This is a genomic window from Streptomyces sp. ISL-100, assembly GCF_018614615.1.
GTDB lineage: Bacteria > Actinomycetota > Actinomycetes > Streptomycetales > Streptomycetaceae > Streptomyces.
The window spans coordinates 51,047-68,168 of sequence record NZ_JAGGOK010000003.1 but is presented as its reverse complement, the minus strand read 5'-3'; the positions used below and the strand labels follow the sequence as shown (position 1 = coordinate 68,168).

General features: G+C 69.4%; 19 protein-coding genes. 18 read left to right on the top strand and 1 reads right to left on the bottom strand.

Annotation, left to right across the window (positions count from 1 at the left end; translation table 11 throughout):
- The first annotated feature begins 1 nt into the window (after position 1).
- Genes J7E89_RS01525 through J7E89_RS01495 form a run of 7 tightly spaced genes read left to right on the top strand, consistent with a single transcriptional unit; the run spans position 2 to position 6,029 of the window.
- Positions 2-1,528, top strand: a complete 1,527-nt coding sequence (locus J7E89_RS01525; protein WP_251059946.1) for an SCO6880 family protein — start codon at positions 2-4, stop codon at positions 1,526-1,528.
- Positions 1,525-2,961 (top strand): ATP-binding protein, encoded by a 1,437-nt coding sequence (locus tag J7E89_RS01520; protein ID WP_214967282.1) that lies wholly within the window; start codon positions 1,525-1,527, stop codon positions 2,959-2,961. The genes J7E89_RS01525 and J7E89_RS01520 overlap by 4 nt, the downstream gene beginning before the upstream one ends.
- Positions 2,958-3,344 carry a DUF6238 family protein gene (locus J7E89_RS01515; protein WP_214967279.1) on the top strand — a complete coding sequence of 129 codons (387 nt, stop codon included), beginning with the start codon at positions 2,958-2,960 and terminating at the stop codon, positions 3,342-3,344. Before J7E89_RS01520 ends, J7E89_RS01515 begins: the two co-directional genes overlap by 4 nt.
- Complete coding sequence (locus J7E89_RS01510) at positions 3,344-3,607, top strand: hypothetical protein (protein ID WP_214967276.1); 264 nt, start codon at positions 3,344-3,346, stop codon at positions 3,605-3,607. Before J7E89_RS01515 ends, J7E89_RS01510 begins: the two co-directional genes overlap by 1 nt.
- Before the next feature lie 39 nt (positions 3,608-3,646).
- On the top strand, positions 3,647-5,095 hold the full coding sequence (locus J7E89_RS01505) for a type IV secretory system conjugative DNA transfer family protein (protein ID WP_214967273.1): 1,449 nt from the start codon (positions 3,647-3,649) through the stop codon (positions 5,093-5,095).
- Positions 5,092-5,595 carry a hypothetical protein gene (locus J7E89_RS01500; protein ID WP_214967270.1) on the top strand — a complete coding sequence of 168 codons (504 nt, stop codon included), beginning with the start codon at positions 5,092-5,094 and terminating at the stop codon, positions 5,593-5,595. Before J7E89_RS01505 ends, J7E89_RS01500 begins: the two co-directional genes overlap by 4 nt.
- Positions 5,592-6,029, top strand: a complete 438-nt coding sequence (locus J7E89_RS01495; RefSeq protein WP_214967269.1) for a hypothetical protein — start codon at positions 5,592-5,594, stop codon at positions 6,027-6,029. Before J7E89_RS01500 ends, J7E89_RS01495 begins: the two co-directional genes overlap by 4 nt.
- A 124-nt stretch (positions 6,030-6,153) precedes the next feature.
- Here J7E89_RS01495 and J7E89_RS01490 read toward each other — a convergent pair whose 3' ends face one another.
- Positions 6,154-6,786, bottom strand: a complete 633-nt coding sequence (locus tag J7E89_RS01490) for an HAD-IA family hydrolase (protein ID WP_214967266.1) — start codon at positions 6,784-6,786, stop codon at positions 6,154-6,156.
- Between the two features lie 174 nt (positions 6,787-6,960).
- On the opposite strand from J7E89_RS01490, the gene J7E89_RS01485 reads away from it, so the two are divergent.
- The 11 genes from J7E89_RS01485 (at position 6,961) to J7E89_RS01435 (ending at position 17,122) form a co-directional block, all read left to right on the top strand.
- Positions 6,961-8,181 carry a helix-turn-helix domain-containing protein gene (locus J7E89_RS01485; protein WP_214967264.1) on the top strand — a complete coding sequence of 407 codons (1,221 nt, stop codon included), beginning with the start codon at positions 6,961-6,963 and terminating at the stop codon, positions 8,179-8,181.
- Between the two features lie 81 nt (positions 8,182-8,262).
- Entirely contained in the window at positions 8,263-8,511 is a 249-nt protein-coding gene (locus J7E89_RS01480) for a hypothetical protein (protein WP_214967262.1), read from the top strand.
- Between the two features lie 184 nt (positions 8,512-8,695).
- Complete coding sequence (locus J7E89_RS01475) at positions 8,696-9,163, top strand: ATP-binding protein (RefSeq protein WP_214967260.1); 468 nt, start codon at positions 8,696-8,698, stop codon at positions 9,161-9,163.
- On the top strand, positions 9,163-9,678 hold the full coding sequence (locus J7E89_RS01470) for a hypothetical protein (RefSeq protein WP_214967258.1): 516 nt from the start codon (positions 9,163-9,165) through the stop codon (positions 9,676-9,678). The genes J7E89_RS01475 and J7E89_RS01470 overlap by 1 nt, the downstream gene beginning before the upstream one ends.
- Positions 9,672-10,136 (top strand): DUF6302 family protein, encoded by a 465-nt coding sequence (locus tag J7E89_RS01465; protein WP_214967256.1) that lies wholly within the window; start codon positions 9,672-9,674, stop codon positions 10,134-10,136. The genes J7E89_RS01470 and J7E89_RS01465 overlap by 7 nt, the downstream gene beginning before the upstream one ends.
- A gap of 53 nt (positions 10,137-10,189) precedes the next feature.
- Entirely contained in the window at positions 10,190-10,393 is a 204-nt protein-coding gene (locus J7E89_RS01460) for a DUF5999 family protein (protein ID WP_214967253.1), read from the top strand.
- Positions 10,390-11,037 (top strand): hypothetical protein, encoded by a 648-nt coding sequence (locus J7E89_RS01455; protein ID WP_251059945.1) that lies wholly within the window; start codon positions 10,390-10,392, stop codon positions 11,035-11,037. The genes J7E89_RS01460 and J7E89_RS01455 overlap by 4 nt, the downstream gene beginning before the upstream one ends.
- Positions 11,038-11,240: 203 nt before the next feature.
- Complete coding sequence (gene fxlM / locus J7E89_RS01450) at positions 11,241-12,479, top strand: methyltransferase, FxLD system (protein WP_214967251.1); 1,239 nt, start codon at positions 11,241-11,243, stop codon at positions 12,477-12,479.
- A gap of 50 nt (positions 12,480-12,529) precedes the next feature.
- On the top strand, positions 12,530-12,736 hold the full coding sequence (fxlA, locus tag J7E89_RS01445; protein WP_214967249.1) for an FxLD family lanthipeptide: 207 nt from the start codon (positions 12,530-12,532) through the stop codon (positions 12,734-12,736).
- A 94-nt stretch (positions 12,737-12,830) separates the two neighbouring features.
- Entirely contained in the window at positions 12,831-15,896 is a 3,066-nt protein-coding gene (locus tag J7E89_RS01440; RefSeq protein ID WP_214967246.1) for a lantibiotic dehydratase, read from the top strand.
- A complete protein-coding gene (locus J7E89_RS01435) occupies positions 15,893-17,122 on the top strand; it encodes a lanthionine synthetase C family protein (RefSeq protein WP_214967245.1) in 1,230 nt (409 codons plus the stop codon). Before J7E89_RS01440 ends, J7E89_RS01435 begins: the two co-directional genes overlap by 4 nt.

Below are 17,122 nucleotides of genomic sequence, written 5' to 3'. Positions count from 1 at the left end.
CATGTCGACTCGTACGTATCAGTTCGGAAAGCACCGCCCGACCGGGTTGGTGGGCCGCCGCGACCTCGGCGAACAGGTCGTCCTCGGTGGCGGCGCCGTCACCGGCATCCTGTTCGGTTACCTCTTCAACGGCGTGACGGCCATCGCCGCGGCGTGCTTGGTCCTGCCGATCCTGCTGGCCCTGGTCATTGTGTACGCCCCGTACCGGCCCAAGGGCACGTCCCAGCGGCGCACGCTCTACCGCTGGTGGCGGATCAACCGCTACCACCGCAAGGCACTCCGCCGCACGGGCGGCGTGTGGGTGTCCCCGGCTGTTGAGGCCGGCGTACGCCGAAACGGCACCCCGCCGGATGCCGCCCTGGTGGAGCCGGAAGGCGTCACTGGCATGACGTGGGTCCCGGTCACGGTCCGCGGGCAGCAGGCTGTTGTGGTCCTCCAGCCGGAGGCCGGATGCGTCACAGCCACTCTGGAGATCGCCTCGCCCGGCCTCGGCGGCAAGGAAGTCGGCGAGCAGATCGTCGCCCTGGAGCGCTGGGGCGAACTCCTCGACGCCTTCGGGAACGTCGAAGAACACCCGGTGAAGCGCATCCAGGTTCTGGCCCGGCAGATGAAGTCGGACCCCTACGCCCATCAGCGTTACATCGCGCAGCGCGACGAGTCGGCCGCGACGACGGACGCCCCGCAGTGGCTGAAGGACTCGTACGACGTACTGGCCAACGCCGTCTCCACCAGCGCCGAGGAACACCGCTACTACATCACCATCCACGCCCGGTTCACCCGCGACCTGGCGGCCGAGGGCGCCGCCCGCGGTACCGGTGACGAAGGGATCGCCGCTGCCATGGCCGCGTACCTGGATGAGCTGTGGTCCCGCGCGGAGGACGCCGACCTCTCGGTGATCGCGCCCCTGGACGAAGGCCGGATGACCGCGTTCATCCGCAACTCCTACGACCCTGACCACGCCATCTGGGACACCGACCTCCGGCAGGCGCACGCCTTCCCCCGCAATGTCGACGTCCGCGACGGCGCCCACGTTGCCACCCGCGCGGCAGGCTCCACGGATAGCTGGTACCACGCCACGGCCGCGGTCGTCGGATGGCCCACGACCCCCGTCGGCCCCGACTTCCTCTCGCCTCTGCTGATCGGGATGCCCGACGTCATCCGCACCATCTCGATTACGCAGCAGCTCGAACCCAACGACAAGGCCGTGGAACGGATGCTCGCGGAGGACACGAACAACCAGGCCGAGATCGACCGCGACCGTAAGCGCGGCAAGAACATCGACCCGCGCGACCAGATCGCCGCCAGCGCTACCGGTTCACGCGGCATGACCCTGGCCTCCTCCGGCGCGGCCGGCTCCGCCGTCGTCGGCTACATCACCATCTCCTCGCGTAGCGCCGAAGAGCTGGAGCGCACCAAGCGCACCACCGCCTCCCGCGCCCGCAACGCGCACCTGCGGATCGAATGGCTCGACCTCGAACACGCCCGCGCCTTCGCCACGACCCTGCCCCTCGCCGGAGGCATCAAGTGACAGACCTCCTCGACCTCGCCCCGCTGTCGCCTATGCACGAGACGGTGCGCCGTCCCCTCTACACCGAGACGACCACCAGCCAGGCCCTGTACCTGCCGATCGCCCCGCCGACCCTCGGCACGGCGGGCGCGATCATCGGCCGGGAGCTGTACTCGGGCAAGGCGTTCATCTACTGCCCGTTCTCGGCGTTCGGTGACGGCCTGCCCGGCGGCAACATGATCGTCATGGGGGACACCGGCCGGGGGAAGTCGGCCCTGACCAAGACGTATGCGGCCCGGCAGATCCGCCTCGGGCGTCAGGTCGTCGTCCTCGACACCAAGGAGCAGAAGGAGCGCGAGGAGGGCGAGTGGGCCGCGCTCGGCCGCTCGCTGACCGGCAAGGCCCCGGTGAAGTTCGCGCCCGGCGGCGGCCGTGGTGCCTCGTGCATCAACCCGATGGACCCGGCCATCGCGGGCAAGCGGCAAGTCGAGCTGGTGCGCACAATCGTTGAACTCGGGCTTGGTAAGGCCCTGGACGAGTTCGCCGGCTCTGCCCTGCGGATCGCGATCCGCAGGGCCCACCAGCGGGCGGGAGAACTCGGCCGCACCCCGGTCCTGGCCGATGTCGCCGCCGCGCTGCGGTCCCCGGAAGAGTCCGACGCGACGGCCAAGAAGCGTACGCAGGAAGAACTCCTCGGTGACGGCCTGGAGGCGTCCTACGTCCTGGACCGGCTGTGCGGCAGCGAACAGGACTCGACCGGCGACCTGACGGGCATGCTCGACGGCCCGACCAGCCTGGGCGTGGATCTCGACGCCGACATGATCGTTTTCGACCTGACCAAGGTCCCGTCCGGCGGCGTCGCTATGACCATCCTCGTCGCCGTGATCTCGGTCTTCCTCGAAGAGGTCTGGCTGCGCCCGCTGTGCGAATGCGGGACGGAGCCGGGGCAGCACAACCGCATCGTGGTCGACGCGAACTCCGGGGCCTGGGAGCTGGGGCCGAACCCCGGCTCCGGCTGCCGCCGCTACACGCAGCGCAAGCGCATCCTCGTCTGCGAGGAAGCCTGGCACATCCTCGGAACCCCCCAACTCGCATCGCTCCTTGAGAAGTTCCTGAAATTCGCGCGGGGATACGGGCTGAGCTGCATCTTCATCGTCCATCACCTGTCCGACATTGACGACAGCCCAGAGACCCAAGCGGCGTTGAAGATGGCCGACACCATCGTGATCTACAGCCAGAAGAAGGCGGAGGCGGAGGCGACGGTGGCCCGGCTGGGTCTGCCGTCCTGGACTGCCGAGCACATCATGCGCCTGCGTCGCGGGATCGCACTGTGGAAGGTCGGCGAGGTGATCTACCCCGGCGTCCAGCACCTCTTGGTGGAGGCCGAGCAGCACCTGTGCTTCTCCTCCGGCTCGATGACTGACCTGACCAGCACCTCCCCGGACGCCGAATGAGCGGACACCGCCTCCTCTCCGCTGCCGACCCCTTCCACGCAGATTCGGAACAAGCCCTCATCATGACCGTCACCACCGACCACACCACGCTTCCCGCCGATGAACGCGCGGTGCGACAGGACATCGACCAGTTGCACGCCGAAGCGCTCGACCTCGCCCGGCGCATGAAGGAACTGGCCCTCGTGCTGGACCACGGCGACTACTCCGCCGCTGGAGGTCGCGTACGTACGGCCGTCGCCCACATCTGGCGAGCCGCCGAGGACCTGCACAGCGCTTTCCACACTGCGCCCCCGCGCTGTGCCGGTCCCGACGCGTCGATGTCGCGGCTGTGCGGCCGGCGAATGCGCTACCTGGCGGCCCGCGTCGCCCGGAGGGCCGAGTAATGGACATCATGCCCGGCGGCATTTCCCTTGCCCTGTACGCCGTGACGGCCGTGTGCGCGGTAACCCTGGTGACGCTCTGGTTCTTGCTGAACCGCGGACGGCGCAACGCCGGATTCGCGAGCAAGGGACAACTCAAGCGCCAGATGTCGGCCAAAGCAGTCTTGAAGGCCACCGAGATCCGGCCCTCCCTCACCAGCGACGACAGCCACCCCCGCCGCGCAGCTGAGGTGAGCTTCGCGAAGGACCACGCCGCCGCTCGCTGACCCTCTCTCCTTGTCGCCCACCTCGCTCCGGAGTACGTCATGCCCCACCCCCTCGATCCTCACGATTTCGGCTACTCGCTGGGTACCTCGCAGCGCCCGAAGGGCGTCGATCTCTGGTCCCGCGCCGACAAGGCATGCCGGGTCATCGGCCCGATGGGCAGCGGAAAGACGATGAGGTTCTTCGCCCCGCTCGTCCGCAACTGGGCCGGGCCGGTCCTGGCCACCTCGACCAAGCCCGACTTGGTCGAACTCACCCTCGACGCGCGGCAGCGGGACGGCCGGCCCGTCGCGGTCTTCGACCCGCAGAACATCGCTCCGAGCCTGCCGAAGTTCCGGTGGACGCCGATCAACGGCGCAGCCGACACGGAGGTGGCGATGATGCGTGGGAAGGCGTTCGTCGCGGGCTCGCGCACCCCCAACGGTGCGGCACAATCCAGCGAGGGCAGCGCCTTCTACAAGGGGCAGGCTTCCAAGATCCTCGCTGCTTTCTTCCACGCCGCCGCCCTCGACGGCGCCTCCCTCGACTGGGTGCTGCGGTGGGCGCGCAAGCTGACCGACCCGGCCCCCCTCGGCATCCTCAACGCCCACCCGGGCGCTGGCCCCGGCTGGGCGGACATGCTCCGCACGGCCACCACCGGCGACAGCCGCACCGTCGGCAACACCGCCTCGACCCTCGACGCGGCCCTCGAACCCTTCATGCACCAGTCGGTGATCAACGCCCTCCAGGGAGACGGAGAGAACCCCACGGACTTCGGCGCGTTCCTCGACGCCGGGGGCACCCTCTACCTCCTCGGCAAGGACAGCGAGGTGAACAGCGTCGCTCCGCTGACCACCGCGATAGCCGAAGACCTTCTGGATCTCGCGGAGGCGCACGCTCTCGCGTCCCCGGCCGGGCGGCTCGACCCCGCTCTCCTCGCGGCCTTGGACGAGGCGCCGAACATCGCGCCTATCCCCTCCCTCCGCCAACGCGTCGCCGACGGCCGGGGTCGTGGCATCACGGTCGTCTACGGCCTCCAGGCGTGGGCGTCGGCTCGTGCTCGCTTCGGCGAGGACACCGCCAAGGAGCTGGCGGCCTTCACCAACAACGTCATCGTCCTGCCCGGGGACAAGGACCCCGACTTCCTGAAGGACATGTCCGACCTGTGCGGTCAGGTCGAGCGAGAGCGCACGACGAAGACCACGTCCGGTGGGGACCGCGGTGGCCACTCGACGGCCTCGCACATGGCGCTCGAACCCGTCCTTCGAGGAGACGAGATCAGGGGTCTGCCCGCCGGGCACGCTCTGGTCCTCGCGGACAACCTCCCGCCGATCGTCACCCGGCTCGACGGCATGTGGACCTGGGATTCCTGGTCCGAGATCGAGGGTCACGTCCGTGACCTTCGAGCCGCCAACGAAGCCGAGCGGACCCGGCGGGCCACCGAGAGGAAGAACCAGGCCACGGCCCACGCGGCGGCGTGGGCCGGACGTGAAGGAGCGGCTGCCGCATGACCGAGACCCTGACCCGTTTCGAGCCCTTCCCCGAGCCGCCCGCACTGATCCTGGAGTACATCGCGGAGCGGAGTACGGAGGAGTCCGTGGCCGCCGACGGTCCCGCCCCGTGGGACCTCGGCGCCCTGTCCGCCGAGTTGATCGAGCCGATGCCGGCGTGGCTCGATTCCGTGTGCCGCTGGCTGAACCGGACGTACGCCTGGCAGCCACAGGACGTGATCCCGCCCTGCTGGGCGAAGCACGAGGGCCTGGCATACGAGATCGCTGCCCTGGCTTTCGCCAGGGGAGACGCGTATATGGAGGCGGGCTCGTCCGTGATCTGGCACGAGCAGTACGACCGCTTCCTCACCCGAATGAACAAGACGTTGGGTAAGGCAGGCGACGAATGCCGCGTCGGCAAGCACGACGACCGTCCGGCGCGTTTCCAGCTCGCGGCCTGGCCCACGGCCAAGACCGAGGAGACGGAATCTGCGGGACGAGTCGAGGAGATGGCCGGATGATGACGGACCCGAACATGGTCTTCTCGACGGACCCTCGTCACGGACTGGTGGCGCGAAGCGGATGGGAGCAGGAGGAAGCACGGACCGTGCTCCGTGATCTCGGTTGGGAGTGGGCGGAGGAACTGCACGCCCTCGTCCCACCGGACGACGTGCCGGAGGCCGACGCCGGCCTTCAGGCAGTGGAGGAACTGCACCTGCACGGGCACCGGACCGGGTACGCCGTGGGGCCTTACGGCACGATGCGGTTGACCCTAGATCGCGCCGAGCAGGTGTTCACGAAGGTCGCCGCTCGGGAGCCTGGTGAGGTCACCCCCGAAGTGGGCGCGAAAGATGATCAGCCTGAAAGAGCGGAGACCAGGCGGCCTACGTACGGGGGCGTATCCGCTTCAGAAGGGCCGGGTGAACCCGACGGGCCCGAATCCCCAGCAATCTAGAACGCCCTCCAGCAAGAGCCCATACCTGTCCTTCAGCGTTCGAGGAGCCCTAGGGGTTCCTCGAACGCTGCTGCCGTTCGTTGGTCGGCGTGACGTCCCCGGCGAGCTGTTTGTCTCTGTTCGTTCAGGCGGGGGCGGGGTCGAGGAGAAGCGAGTCGAGGATGGCAGCTGTGCCGGTGGGATCGGTCGTGTGGTGCACGGTGCGGATGCCCAGGGTCTCGGCGGGCGGCAGGTTCTCCGCGTGGTCATCAACGAAGACGCACTCGGGACCGGTCAGGTCTAGGGCGTCAAGCGCACGCTGATAGATGAGCGGCGACGGCTTCCGTACGCCCTCCAGCTCCGACAAGATCACGGCATCGAAGAAGTCCGTCCACATGCCCTTGTCCTCGTACGGGTTGTAGGGCTCGATCCCGAACGAGTTGCTGAGCATGGCCACCTTGATCCCTGCCGCCCGAGCGCGCTTCGCGGCGGCGACGATCTGAGGCTCGGGGTGGAGGTTGGCCAGAGCGCGCCGCATCAGGTCGGTGGAGTCGATACCGAGGATGCCGCCGATGACACGGTTCCAGTCCTCCTGGGTTGCCTCACCGACCTCCAGTGCTGCGTAGATCGCGACGCCGTCGGGATGCTCATTCAGCGCAGCGAAATAAGCGCCTGGAGTCAATCCCTCCGTCCTCTCGAACGCCTGCCCGTTCAGTCGCATCCGAGTGGTGAGCACACCACCGAAGTCGAGGATCAGACCACGGAATGGGGCTGGCAAAGCGGCCTCCTTGCCGATCTTTCATACGTGTACGCGGTCCCCCGGCCGCAGGGCGACAGGGGGACCGTTGAGTGCCCTCCCCAGAGGGAGAGACCCCCAGTATCGCCTCTTCCCGAAGCACGTGGGCCTACGCTTGACACGAGTGCCCTGTCCACTACGGCGAACGGTCAACCCATGGTGTATGACGGAGAGTTGTTCAGCATCGGCCAACGGATCAAGTGGTGGCGTGAGCGCCGGGGCTTGTCCCAAAGGATGCTGGGAGACCTAATCGGCAGGTCAGAGAACTGGGTCTACAAGATCGAGAATGATCGGATGCCCCTGGATCGGCTTCCGATCCTGATCGCCCTGAGTAAGCAGCTGCGATGCAGTCTGGAGGACCTGACGGGCGGTTACGTGTCCGGAATCGTTACGGCGGGCACGGAGCACGAGCATGTTCCGCTCATCCGACAGGCCCTGTCGCTGCCCGCCTCCCTCCTTCCGCAGCGGATCGGGTCGGTCACCTCCGACGACTTCGAGTCGTCGGTTACGGACGCCTGGAAGGTCTACGAGACGCAGGCTGATGACCGGTACCGCGACGTCGGCGAGCGGCTGCCCACCCTGCTGCGGCAGGGACACGCCGCTCTGCGCGACGCCTCGCCTGAGCAGGAGGGCACTGTCCTCCGGCAGCTCATCAGCCTCTATGGCCTGCACCAGATCTGGCTTCGTCGCGTCGGTGAACCGACCCTCGCCCGCATTGCGGCGGACCGCAGCCTCTCCCTCGCGGACAACGCCGGTGACCCGGCCCTCCTTGCGGCTGCGGCCTGGAGCCTGGCCTGCGTCCTCACTTCCGCTGGAGATGTGGAAGACAGCTACGAACTCGTCCAGCAGACCATCGCCCAGTGCCGGCCGCATGACGACTCCGACCCTGAGCACTGGTCCGCGTACGGCGCGCTGCATCTGCAAGGTGCTGTAGCCGCCGTGCGCGCTACAAAGGGCCCGAGGGCGTGGGACCTGTACAACGGAGCGAAGCGGGCCGTGGACCGGGTCGGCGCAGACCTCAACCACTGGCACACGTGCTTCGGGCCGACCAACTTCGCCATGCACGAGGTACACCTGAAGGCGGAGGAGGGCGATACCAGCGAAGCGCTCCGCGCCGCCGATCACGTCCTCGTCAACGAAGAGGTCCCGCTCGAACGTCGGACCCGGTACCTGATCGAGGTAATGAACCTCAACCGCATCCAGCGAGACGACTACGCGACGGTGCACATTCTCGGCAAGCTGCTGAAGCAGTCTCCGGAGGAGATCGTGTTCTCTCCCCTGGTCAGGGAGGCGGTGGCCGACCTGTTGAAGCGCGAGAAGCCGATGTGGCGCGACGACCTGCGTGCGGTAGCGAAGCACATCGGGCTCGCCGCGTAGGCATATGCCAACCCTGAGCGTTACTCAGCCCTGATTTTTTCTCAGGGGTGGGGCTCCGAAGTGGCCCTACGTTTACGGGTCATGACGACAAGTCACGCTCAGACGGAAGCTGGCGCGGCGCCCTTACCGCCCGCCAAGCGCCACCTCCGCCTTGCTCGTGAGGCCGAGGTCGCGCACACGGAGGCCGGTCGTTTCGCGGTCCCCCTCGACCTGCACGAGGGGGCCGCGGAGCCCGCGACCATTCCGCTGGTCCTGACGGCCGATGAAGCGGTTGCTTTGCACGGCAGGCTTGGCGCCCTCTTCCCGTTCGCGGAAGGGGACAACCGATGACCGCACGAACCCCCGCAGATCGTGAGCGCCGCCGCAACCTCGCGGACGCTTCGATCACACCGTTGCCCCCTTTTGCCGGACTGCTCCGGCACGTCCCGGGCCAGCAGCGCCGGACGGGCCCGCTCGCTTCCCTTGACAACCGGGCCGCCCCTGCAAACGGGGCTTCACAGATCGGGACGGAGCGGTGATCGGCCCGGCGTCGCAGCGCCCGTCCGCAACTCGTACCGGCGGCCTGGTGGAGGAGCGCTTCCCCATCACCAAGCACTCCCCGGGCGAGCGCCCCCCTCCCGTAGACGAGTCCCGCGTCCGCGCCATGAGGCTCGTGACCCGCGAACGTCTCACCTCCCGCGGTCTGACCTGCGTCGCCGACGACGCGACACTCGTTGTCTCTGAGCTGATCACTAACGCCATCGTGCACAGCGGTGGCAGGCAAATCCGGCTGACCCTCGACGTGTGCGATGGCGTCCTACGCATCCGTGTCCATGACGGCGTGGCCGGACCTCGCCCCACTGCTCAGTGCCCCGAGGACGACGACGAGCACGGTCGCGGCCTGGTGCTCGTGCGGGAGATCGCCCGCAGCAGACAGGGCGCGTGGGGTGTCAGCGACAACGGCGCCACCACGTGGTGCGAGCTGAGTTTGGTGGCGTGCTGATGACGAACACCGCATTACGCGAGGAGACGACGAGCCCGGAGACCATGCCGGTCCGCGTCAAGGACCCGACGGTCCCCACGAACCCTTGGATTCCTCCACACGGTGAGGAGGAGGCCCGGCGGTACCTGAGCGCAGTGCGCGAGTGGGCAAGCGTGGATTGGAACGAGGTGTACGACGACCTCGACACCATCCTGCACGGCGAGGAAGAGATCAGCCACCACGCCGCGGGCCCGTCCGGCGGAGCACCATTACCCAACTACAACAACGATGCCCTTACTCAGCGCTTCCTCATGGCGCTCAAGCTGCTTGTAGCCCGCGCCTTGCGAGACAAAGCCGACGAGAAGCACCCGGACATCGCCGCTCTGATCGGTCAGGCCTGCACGCTGCGTGCCGAGGTAGTGGCCGGCGACGCGGGACAGACCATCGGACTCGTTCGGAAGCTGGCGCGGCTCACCCTCGATCTCGCCGAGCTTCTGGAAGAGGCCGGGATCGTCAGGGGGCTGGTTGAGTGCTGACGACCACCAAGGCTTCGGCGCGTTCGTTCGGCCCTTCCCTCTGCCCTGCCGAGGAGGCGTACGACTTCGAGCACTTCCGGGACCGCCTTGCCCGGCCCGAGGTCCTTGCTCACGCTGTCGCGGTACGCGTCTTCCGGGCACCACTGCTTGCCGTGCCGGTCGGCGGCCCGCGTCGCGGCGGATACATGTCCTTCGATCTGCTGTCCCTGGCAATAGGGGCACGCGACCTTCTCACGAACCGGCGGGGGTTTCCGGACCTCCGCGTCCGATGGTCGCCGTACCGCGATACCTGCCACACCGTCGAGTGGGGCGATCCCGCTCCCGAGTGGTGGGAGGACGACGCGGTCTTCGGCCGCTTCTACGGCTACAGCGAGTCCGCCATCACCTCGTTCGTACGTGAACGCCCACAGACACCCTCTTCGGCAACCTCCACTCCGTGTTCCCCCACGGCTTCGTAGTCGCCGAAGAGGGCCCGACTTCCCCGCACTGCCTTGAGAGGACGACGAGTACGATGTGCCAGCACACCCCGCCGTGTCCCACGGCCGAGGCTTCCGACCGAGAGGCCGCCCGCCCCACGGCGGCCCACCCTGAACAGGGCTGGAGCCTGCTGTGCAACGGGGTGCTGCTCTTCGAGGACACCGGCGAGCTGTTGCCGGACGGCCAGATCGTCGCTCCACACCGGCCGCTCGCGCTCGCCGCCGGGAGCACCGCGTGACCACCGCTCCCGAGGCCGTCGTGCCCTACATCACCGCCCGGGAGGGTGAAGAGGCCGACTCGTTCCTCAACCTGCGTATGGGCCGCGGGCCGGACGGCCGGCCGCGTCTCCGATACGTGGATGAGCTGCCGCCGGACCGGGACCTCAAGGACGTGCTCTGGGCCCGCTACTCCATGTCGCTCGACACCTTTGGGCAGCCCTGCGGGACACCACGGTGGCGGATGGTTCACCCGCACCGTCAACGCGTGACGATGGCGCTGCTGCGGTGCCAGGTATGCACCGTCCAGTTGAAGCGCACCGACGGCATCCTCTTCCTGGAAACGGCGGGTGAAGAGGGCTACGACGGTCCAGTGAAGACCGCGCAGCCGCCGGTCTGTCTGGAGCACGCCCGGATGGCGGCAGGCCGGTGCCCACGGTTCAGGGCAAGGGGCCACGTAGCGCTTCTCGCCACCCGTTTCCCGCTGTACGGCGTGATCGGCCACGCGTACCAGTGGAGCGCGAACGGCCTACAGGCCCTCTCGGACATGGACTCCCCCATCCCTTACCGCCATCCCCAGATCGGCATGTTCCTGGCCTCCCAGCTCGTACGGGAACTGCGGGAGTACAAGGTCGTCAACCTGGACGATCTTGTGCCCGCCGCCTAGACGGCCGCCCGGCTCTCCTGAGTGGTACAGACAGGACCGCCGGGCGGCTCACCACCGGCGCCGGACCTTCGCGCGCCGTCCAGCACGAACCCGCCAACCTTCGGCGGTCCGACGAGAACGGAGAGCTTTCGCCGATAGCCTCCCGGCCCCCGGCACGCGTGCCGGCCTACCCGCCCCCGAACACGAACGACCGAAGGAAGTCCATGACGAACACGACCGTCGAGCCCGACGAGGCGACCCGCCTGCGGAACAAGGTGGTGGACGAGCTCTGCGCGGACGGCAACATCTCCTCCCCGGAGATCGAAGCGGTGATGCGCAAGGTGCCCCGGCACGAGTTCACCCCCGCCGACACGCCGCTGGACAAGGCGTACGACACGTACGCCGCCGTGATCACCAAGACGGACGAGCACGGCGTACAGCTCAGCTCCGTCTCCGCGCCGCAGATCCAGGCCATGATGCTGGAGCAGGCCCAGGTGAAGCCCGGGATGCGGGTCCTGGAGATCGGCTCGGGCGGGCTGAACGCGGCCTACCTCGCCGAACTCGTCGGTGAGGACGGTGAAGTCGTGACCGTGGACATCGACCCCGTCGTCACCGATCGCGCGCGACGGCTCCTGGACAAGCACGGCTACGGCCGGGTGCACGTCGTCACCGCGGACGCCGCCGAGCCCATCCCGGATCTCGGTGAGGTCGACGTCGTCATGGTGACAGCTGGGGCCTGGGACGTCTCCCCGGCCTGGACCGCGCAGCTCAAGCAGGGCGGCCGGCTCGTCGTCCCTTTGCGGATGCGGGGCTTGACCCGGTCGGTCGCCTTCACCCAGGTCAAGGGCGAGCACGGCCCCTACCTGGAGAGCGAGTCGGCGCGGATCTGCGGCTTCGTCCCGATGCAGGGCTCGAACGCCCACCGGGAAGAACTCCTCCTCGTCAACGGCACCCCGGAGATCGGGCTCAAGTTCGATGACGGCCTGCCTGCCGACCCGCACCGGCTCGACAACGCCGTCACGTTTCCGCGCCACGAACTGTGGACCGGCGTCACCGTCCGCATCCAGGAACTCATCGACACCCTCCAGATGGCGATGGCGATCAGCCTGCCGGGCTTCTGCACGATGGCCGTCGATGAGAACACGGACACGGGCCTGGTCGCCCCGGTGAACAAGCGGTTCGCCCTCGCGGCCGTCGAGGACGACACCTTCGCCTACCTCGTCACCCGCCGCACCGAGGACAACAAGCACCTGGAGTACGGCGTGCACGCCCTCGGCCCGCACGCGGAGCAGTTCGCCGACAGGATCGCCGACGTGCTCCGCGACTGGGAGGCCAACCGGCGCGGCGGCCCCAGCCCGGTCATCCGGGTCTATCCGGCCAGCACTCCCGATGACCAGATCCCGGCCGACCGGGTCATCGACAAGGTGCACAGCCGGATCTCGCTCTCCTGGCCCTCGGCGTAACACCGGGAGCCAGGTCGTCCCGCACCACCCCAACAAGAGGAAGGCACATCATGACGAGCGCCACTCTCGCCCCGCCCCCGGTCGCGCCCGCCCCGCTGGCGGGCCTGGACGACGACGACTTCGCGCCCCTGGACGTGAAGGTCGTCGTCGCCGAGCACTCGTACGGCCATCTCATGTGCTCCACGGGCGACGGCTGCGGCACCACCTGCGCGACCGGTGCCTCCGCCTGCGGTTCCTTCACGGAGGACCCGGCCTGATCCAGGCCGCCCCCTCACCTGTGGGCCGGGCGAAGCGCTTCGCCCGGCCCACAGGCCCCTCTCCCCTCCCCGCGCCGCCTCATGGAAGGGCCTCATGGCTTCCCGAGCAGCCGCCGGATACCAGTGGCAAGGCGTTGCGATGTTGCGCGCCACCACCAGCCCCGGGCCGGCAGACATCCCCCGTACCCTCGACCTGGACAACGTGGCCGTCACCCGCGGATGGCTGAACCGCATCTGGCAGCGCGAGGACTTCCGCAGCGCGCTGGAGCTGGCCACCCCCGTCCTGTCCGACGCCATCGAGGCCGTCGTCCGGGGCCGGCAGACTGAGCCCCGTCACGTCCGCCGCACCGCGCTGTCGACGGTTTCCTATCTCCTGCGGTGGCAGCACCGGCCGACCCCGCTCGGCCTGTTCGCCGGCATCGCCCCGGTGTCCGTCGGGCCCCGGGCGAGTGCGCGGTGGCGCGACAAGCACCGCGCGATGATCCGGCCGGACGCCGAATGGGTCACCGACATGGTTCTCCGGCTCCAGCGCACCCCCGCGTTGCTGAAGCGGTTACCTCTCGTCGCCAACAACGCCGCCCGCGCCCGCGGTGACCGGCTCGTGGCGCCGGGCCCGCCCTCCGACGGTCACGCCGTCCTCTTGGCCCCGGTCGAGATATCCGTCCGCAACGCCCGGCCGGTGGCCGCCGCCATGGACGCGGCCCGCACCCCCATCCCTTACGGCGACCTCCACGGCCACCTGCGCGACCGCTTCCCGCAGGCCACACCGGAGAAGATCGACGCCCTTCTCACCAGCCTGGTCGAGCAGCAGTTCCTCATCACCAGCCTCTGGGCGCCCATGACCACCGTGGACGGCTTTCAGCACCTGTGCCGCGAACTGGACCGGCACCAGGCGGACGACGTCCCCGAGGTGCGGGACCTGGTCCACGCGCTGTACGCGCTGCGCGACGACGTGTCTGCCCACCAGCCGACGCTTTCCGACACCAGCGTGAGCGCCGTCGCCGCGCGGATGCGCGCCCTCACCACCGTCACCCCGACCCCACTGCTCATTGACACCGCCCTCGACTGCGAGACCCAGCTCCCGCAGTCCGTGATCGCGGAAGTGCAAGCAGCCGTGTCGGCCCTCTACCGGACCACCCCGCAGCCCTACGGCTACCAGCACTGGCGCGACTACCACCGCCGCTTCCGGGCCCGGTACGGCGTCGGGGCCCTGGTGCCGGTGATGGACCTGGTCGCCGACAGCGGCCTTGGCCTGCCCGCCGGATACGTCGGCTCCGAACGTGGCGCCGCCCTGAAGGTGCGCACCGACCGCGATGAACTGCTGCTCGCGCTGATGCAGCAAGTCCTCCTGGACGGCCGCGATGAACTGCGGCTGACGGACGACATGGTCGACGCCTTGGAGAAGGCCGCCGGAGAGGACGAGCGGCTGTTCGTACCCCGGGTGGAGGCCGCCTTCGAAGTCCACTCACCCAGCACCCGGGCACTGTCCAGCGGCACCTTCGATGTCCTCCTCACCGCAGTCCCCCGCCCCGGCAGCAGCATGGCCGGCCGGTTCGCCCACGTCCTGCCGCCCGAGCATCAGGACGCGCTCGCCGCCACGTACCACGGGGCGCCGGACGCCCTCACGGCGCAGCTCGTGTTCCCGCCGCGCCGCCACCGCAACGAGAACGTCACCCGTACGCCGCGGCTGCTGCCGCACGTCATCGAGCTGTCCGGCCACCAGGAGACGGACGAGACGACGATCCCTCTCGCTGACATCGCCGTCACCGCGGACCCGCGCAGCTTCCACCTCGTGCAGCTCTCCACCGGCCGGCGCATCGACGTGCGGGTTCTGCACGCCCTGGAAGGCGGGACACAGACACCACCACTGGCCCGGTTCCTCGCCGAAGTGGCCAACGGGCGGTACGCCGCCTACAAGCCGTTCGACTTCGGCGCCGGCGCTCGGCTCCCGTTCCTCCCGCGCGTGCGCTACCGCCGCACCATCCTCACGCAGGCCCGATGGTTGCTGATGGCCGCCGACCTGCCCGGCCGCAAAGCCTCGACCGAGGAGTGGGAGAGCGCCTTCACCGCCTGGCGGGACCGGCTGCGGGCCCCCATGCAGGTCGCCATCATCGAGTACGACCAGCGCCTCCCCCTCGACCTGTCCCATCCGGTCCACCGCCGGGCCCTACGCGCCCACCTCGACAACGCCCGGCGTCTTGAGCTGCGCGAAGTCCCGGACGCAGACGCCCACGGCTGGATCGGACGGGCACACGAGATCTGGCTCTCCCTGGGCCGGTTGCAGCTGGACACCGCCGATGTGCCACGGCCGCGCCCCGCCGCCCCGCCCACCCCCGGGCGGCACCTTCCGGGCGCCGGTGACGTCCTGCTCGCGCAGCTCCACGCCCACCCGCGCCGCTACGACGAGATCCTGAGCCGCCACCTGCCCAGCCTCCTCGCCGCGTTCGGCGACAGCCCGCCGGTCTGGTGGTTCACCCGGCGCCGGGAGATGGCCCGCCCGGACGCCGACCAGCACCTCGACCTCACGCTGCACCTGCCGCCGGACGCATACGGGGCCGCCGCCCAACACGTTCGTACCTGGGCGGACAGCCTGCACGGGACCGGTCTGGCGGCCGGGCTCGTCCTGGCTCCCTACCAGCCGCAGACCGGGCGCTTCGGCAGCGAGACAGCCATGGACGCCGCGCACCAGGTGTTCGCCGCAGACTCCGCCGCCGCCCTCGCGCAGATCCAGCTCACCGAGCGCACTGACGCCTTCGCCCCGCAGGCCATCGCCGCGGCCAGCGCCCTGCACCTCGTCACCCCCCTGGCGCCGAACGACGCGGCGGCCGAGGAGTGGTTGGTGCGCAAACTCCCCCAGAGCACGGGACGACTGAACCGGGCCCTGCGTACCCAGGTGCTCGAACTCGCCGCGCCGAACGGCGCCTCCGCGCTCGCGGCCCTCCCCGGCGGCCCTGCGGTCGCCGAAGCATGGCGGGCCCGCGCCGCCGCCGTGGACACCTACCGGAACGCCTTGACCGGCCAGCGTGATCCCCTCGGTGTCGCCCGGTCTCTCCTGCACCAGCACCACGTCCGGGCCCTGGGCGTCGACCCGCGCGCCGAGGAGACCACGATCCGGCTCGTACGAACCGCGGCCCTCCAGCACAGGATGGCCGCCCGATGACCGCGCCGGCCGCCACCACCGCGACGATCCTGGAGCAGTACACCGCCCACCTCGCACAACCCGCTCCGCCGCCCCCGGACAAGCCTTGGGCGGTGCAGTCCCTCGCCGACGGCGCCGCCGGAATCAGCCTGCTGCACATCGAGATGGCCAGCCGTCACGGCGGCTCCTGGCGCCCCGCCCACCGATGGATCACCGCCGCAGCAGCCGGGCACATCAGCGCGGCCGACACCGCCGGACTGTTCCTCGGCGCCCCGGCCATCGGCTTCGTCCTCACCACCGTCCCGCCGTCCTTCCAGCACCTGTACGAACCGGCGCGCCGGACCCTGCACCAGCACATCACCGACCTGACCCACCGCCGCGTGGACGCCGCTCTCACCCGCATCCGCAAGGGCGACCTGCCCACGTTCGCCGAGTACGACCTGTTCTACGGCCTCACCGGCATCGGGGCGTACCTCCTGCGGACCGACCCCGAAGGGCTCCCCCTGGAACGGGTCCTGAAGTACCTCGTTGCTTTGACCCGCCCCCTTGTCCCCGACGGCCGCGGCCTGCCGGGCTGGTGGGTCCGCCACGACCCGGCCCGTGGCGAGTCCCCCCACTTCCCGGGCGGCCACGGCAACTTCGGTGCAGCCCACGGCATCACCGGTCCACTCCTCCTGCTGGCCCAGGCCATGCGCCGCGGCATCGCCGTCAGCGGCCACCGCGAAGCCATCTGGAGCATCTGCGAACACCTCGACGCCTGGTGCCAGCTCAGTCCCTCCGGTCCCTGGTGGCCCGAGCACATCTCGCGCCGCGATCTCGACCTCGGGCGCCCGCACCACGACGCTCCCACCCGGCCGAGCTGGTGCTACGGAACCACGGGCATCGCACGGGCCGGGCAACTCGCCGGGCTCGCCTTGCGTGCCCCCGACGTCCAGGCGTTCTACGAGGACGCCCTGTACCGCGCCCTGACCGACCCCGAACAGCTCGCCCACGTCACCGACTCGGGTCTGTGCCACGGTTGGGCAGGCATCTACCAGACCACAACCCGCGCCGCTGCCGATGCCCGCGACCCCCGCCTTCAGGCCCTCCCGAAGCGCCTCGGCGACACCCTCGCAGCGAACGCCCAGCCGGACCTTCCCGAGTCCGGCCTGATCAACGGCGACGCCGGTACCGCGCTCGCCCTCACCACCTACGCCTCACAGCAGGCCCCGATCTCCGGATGGGACGCATGTCTCTTGATCAACTGA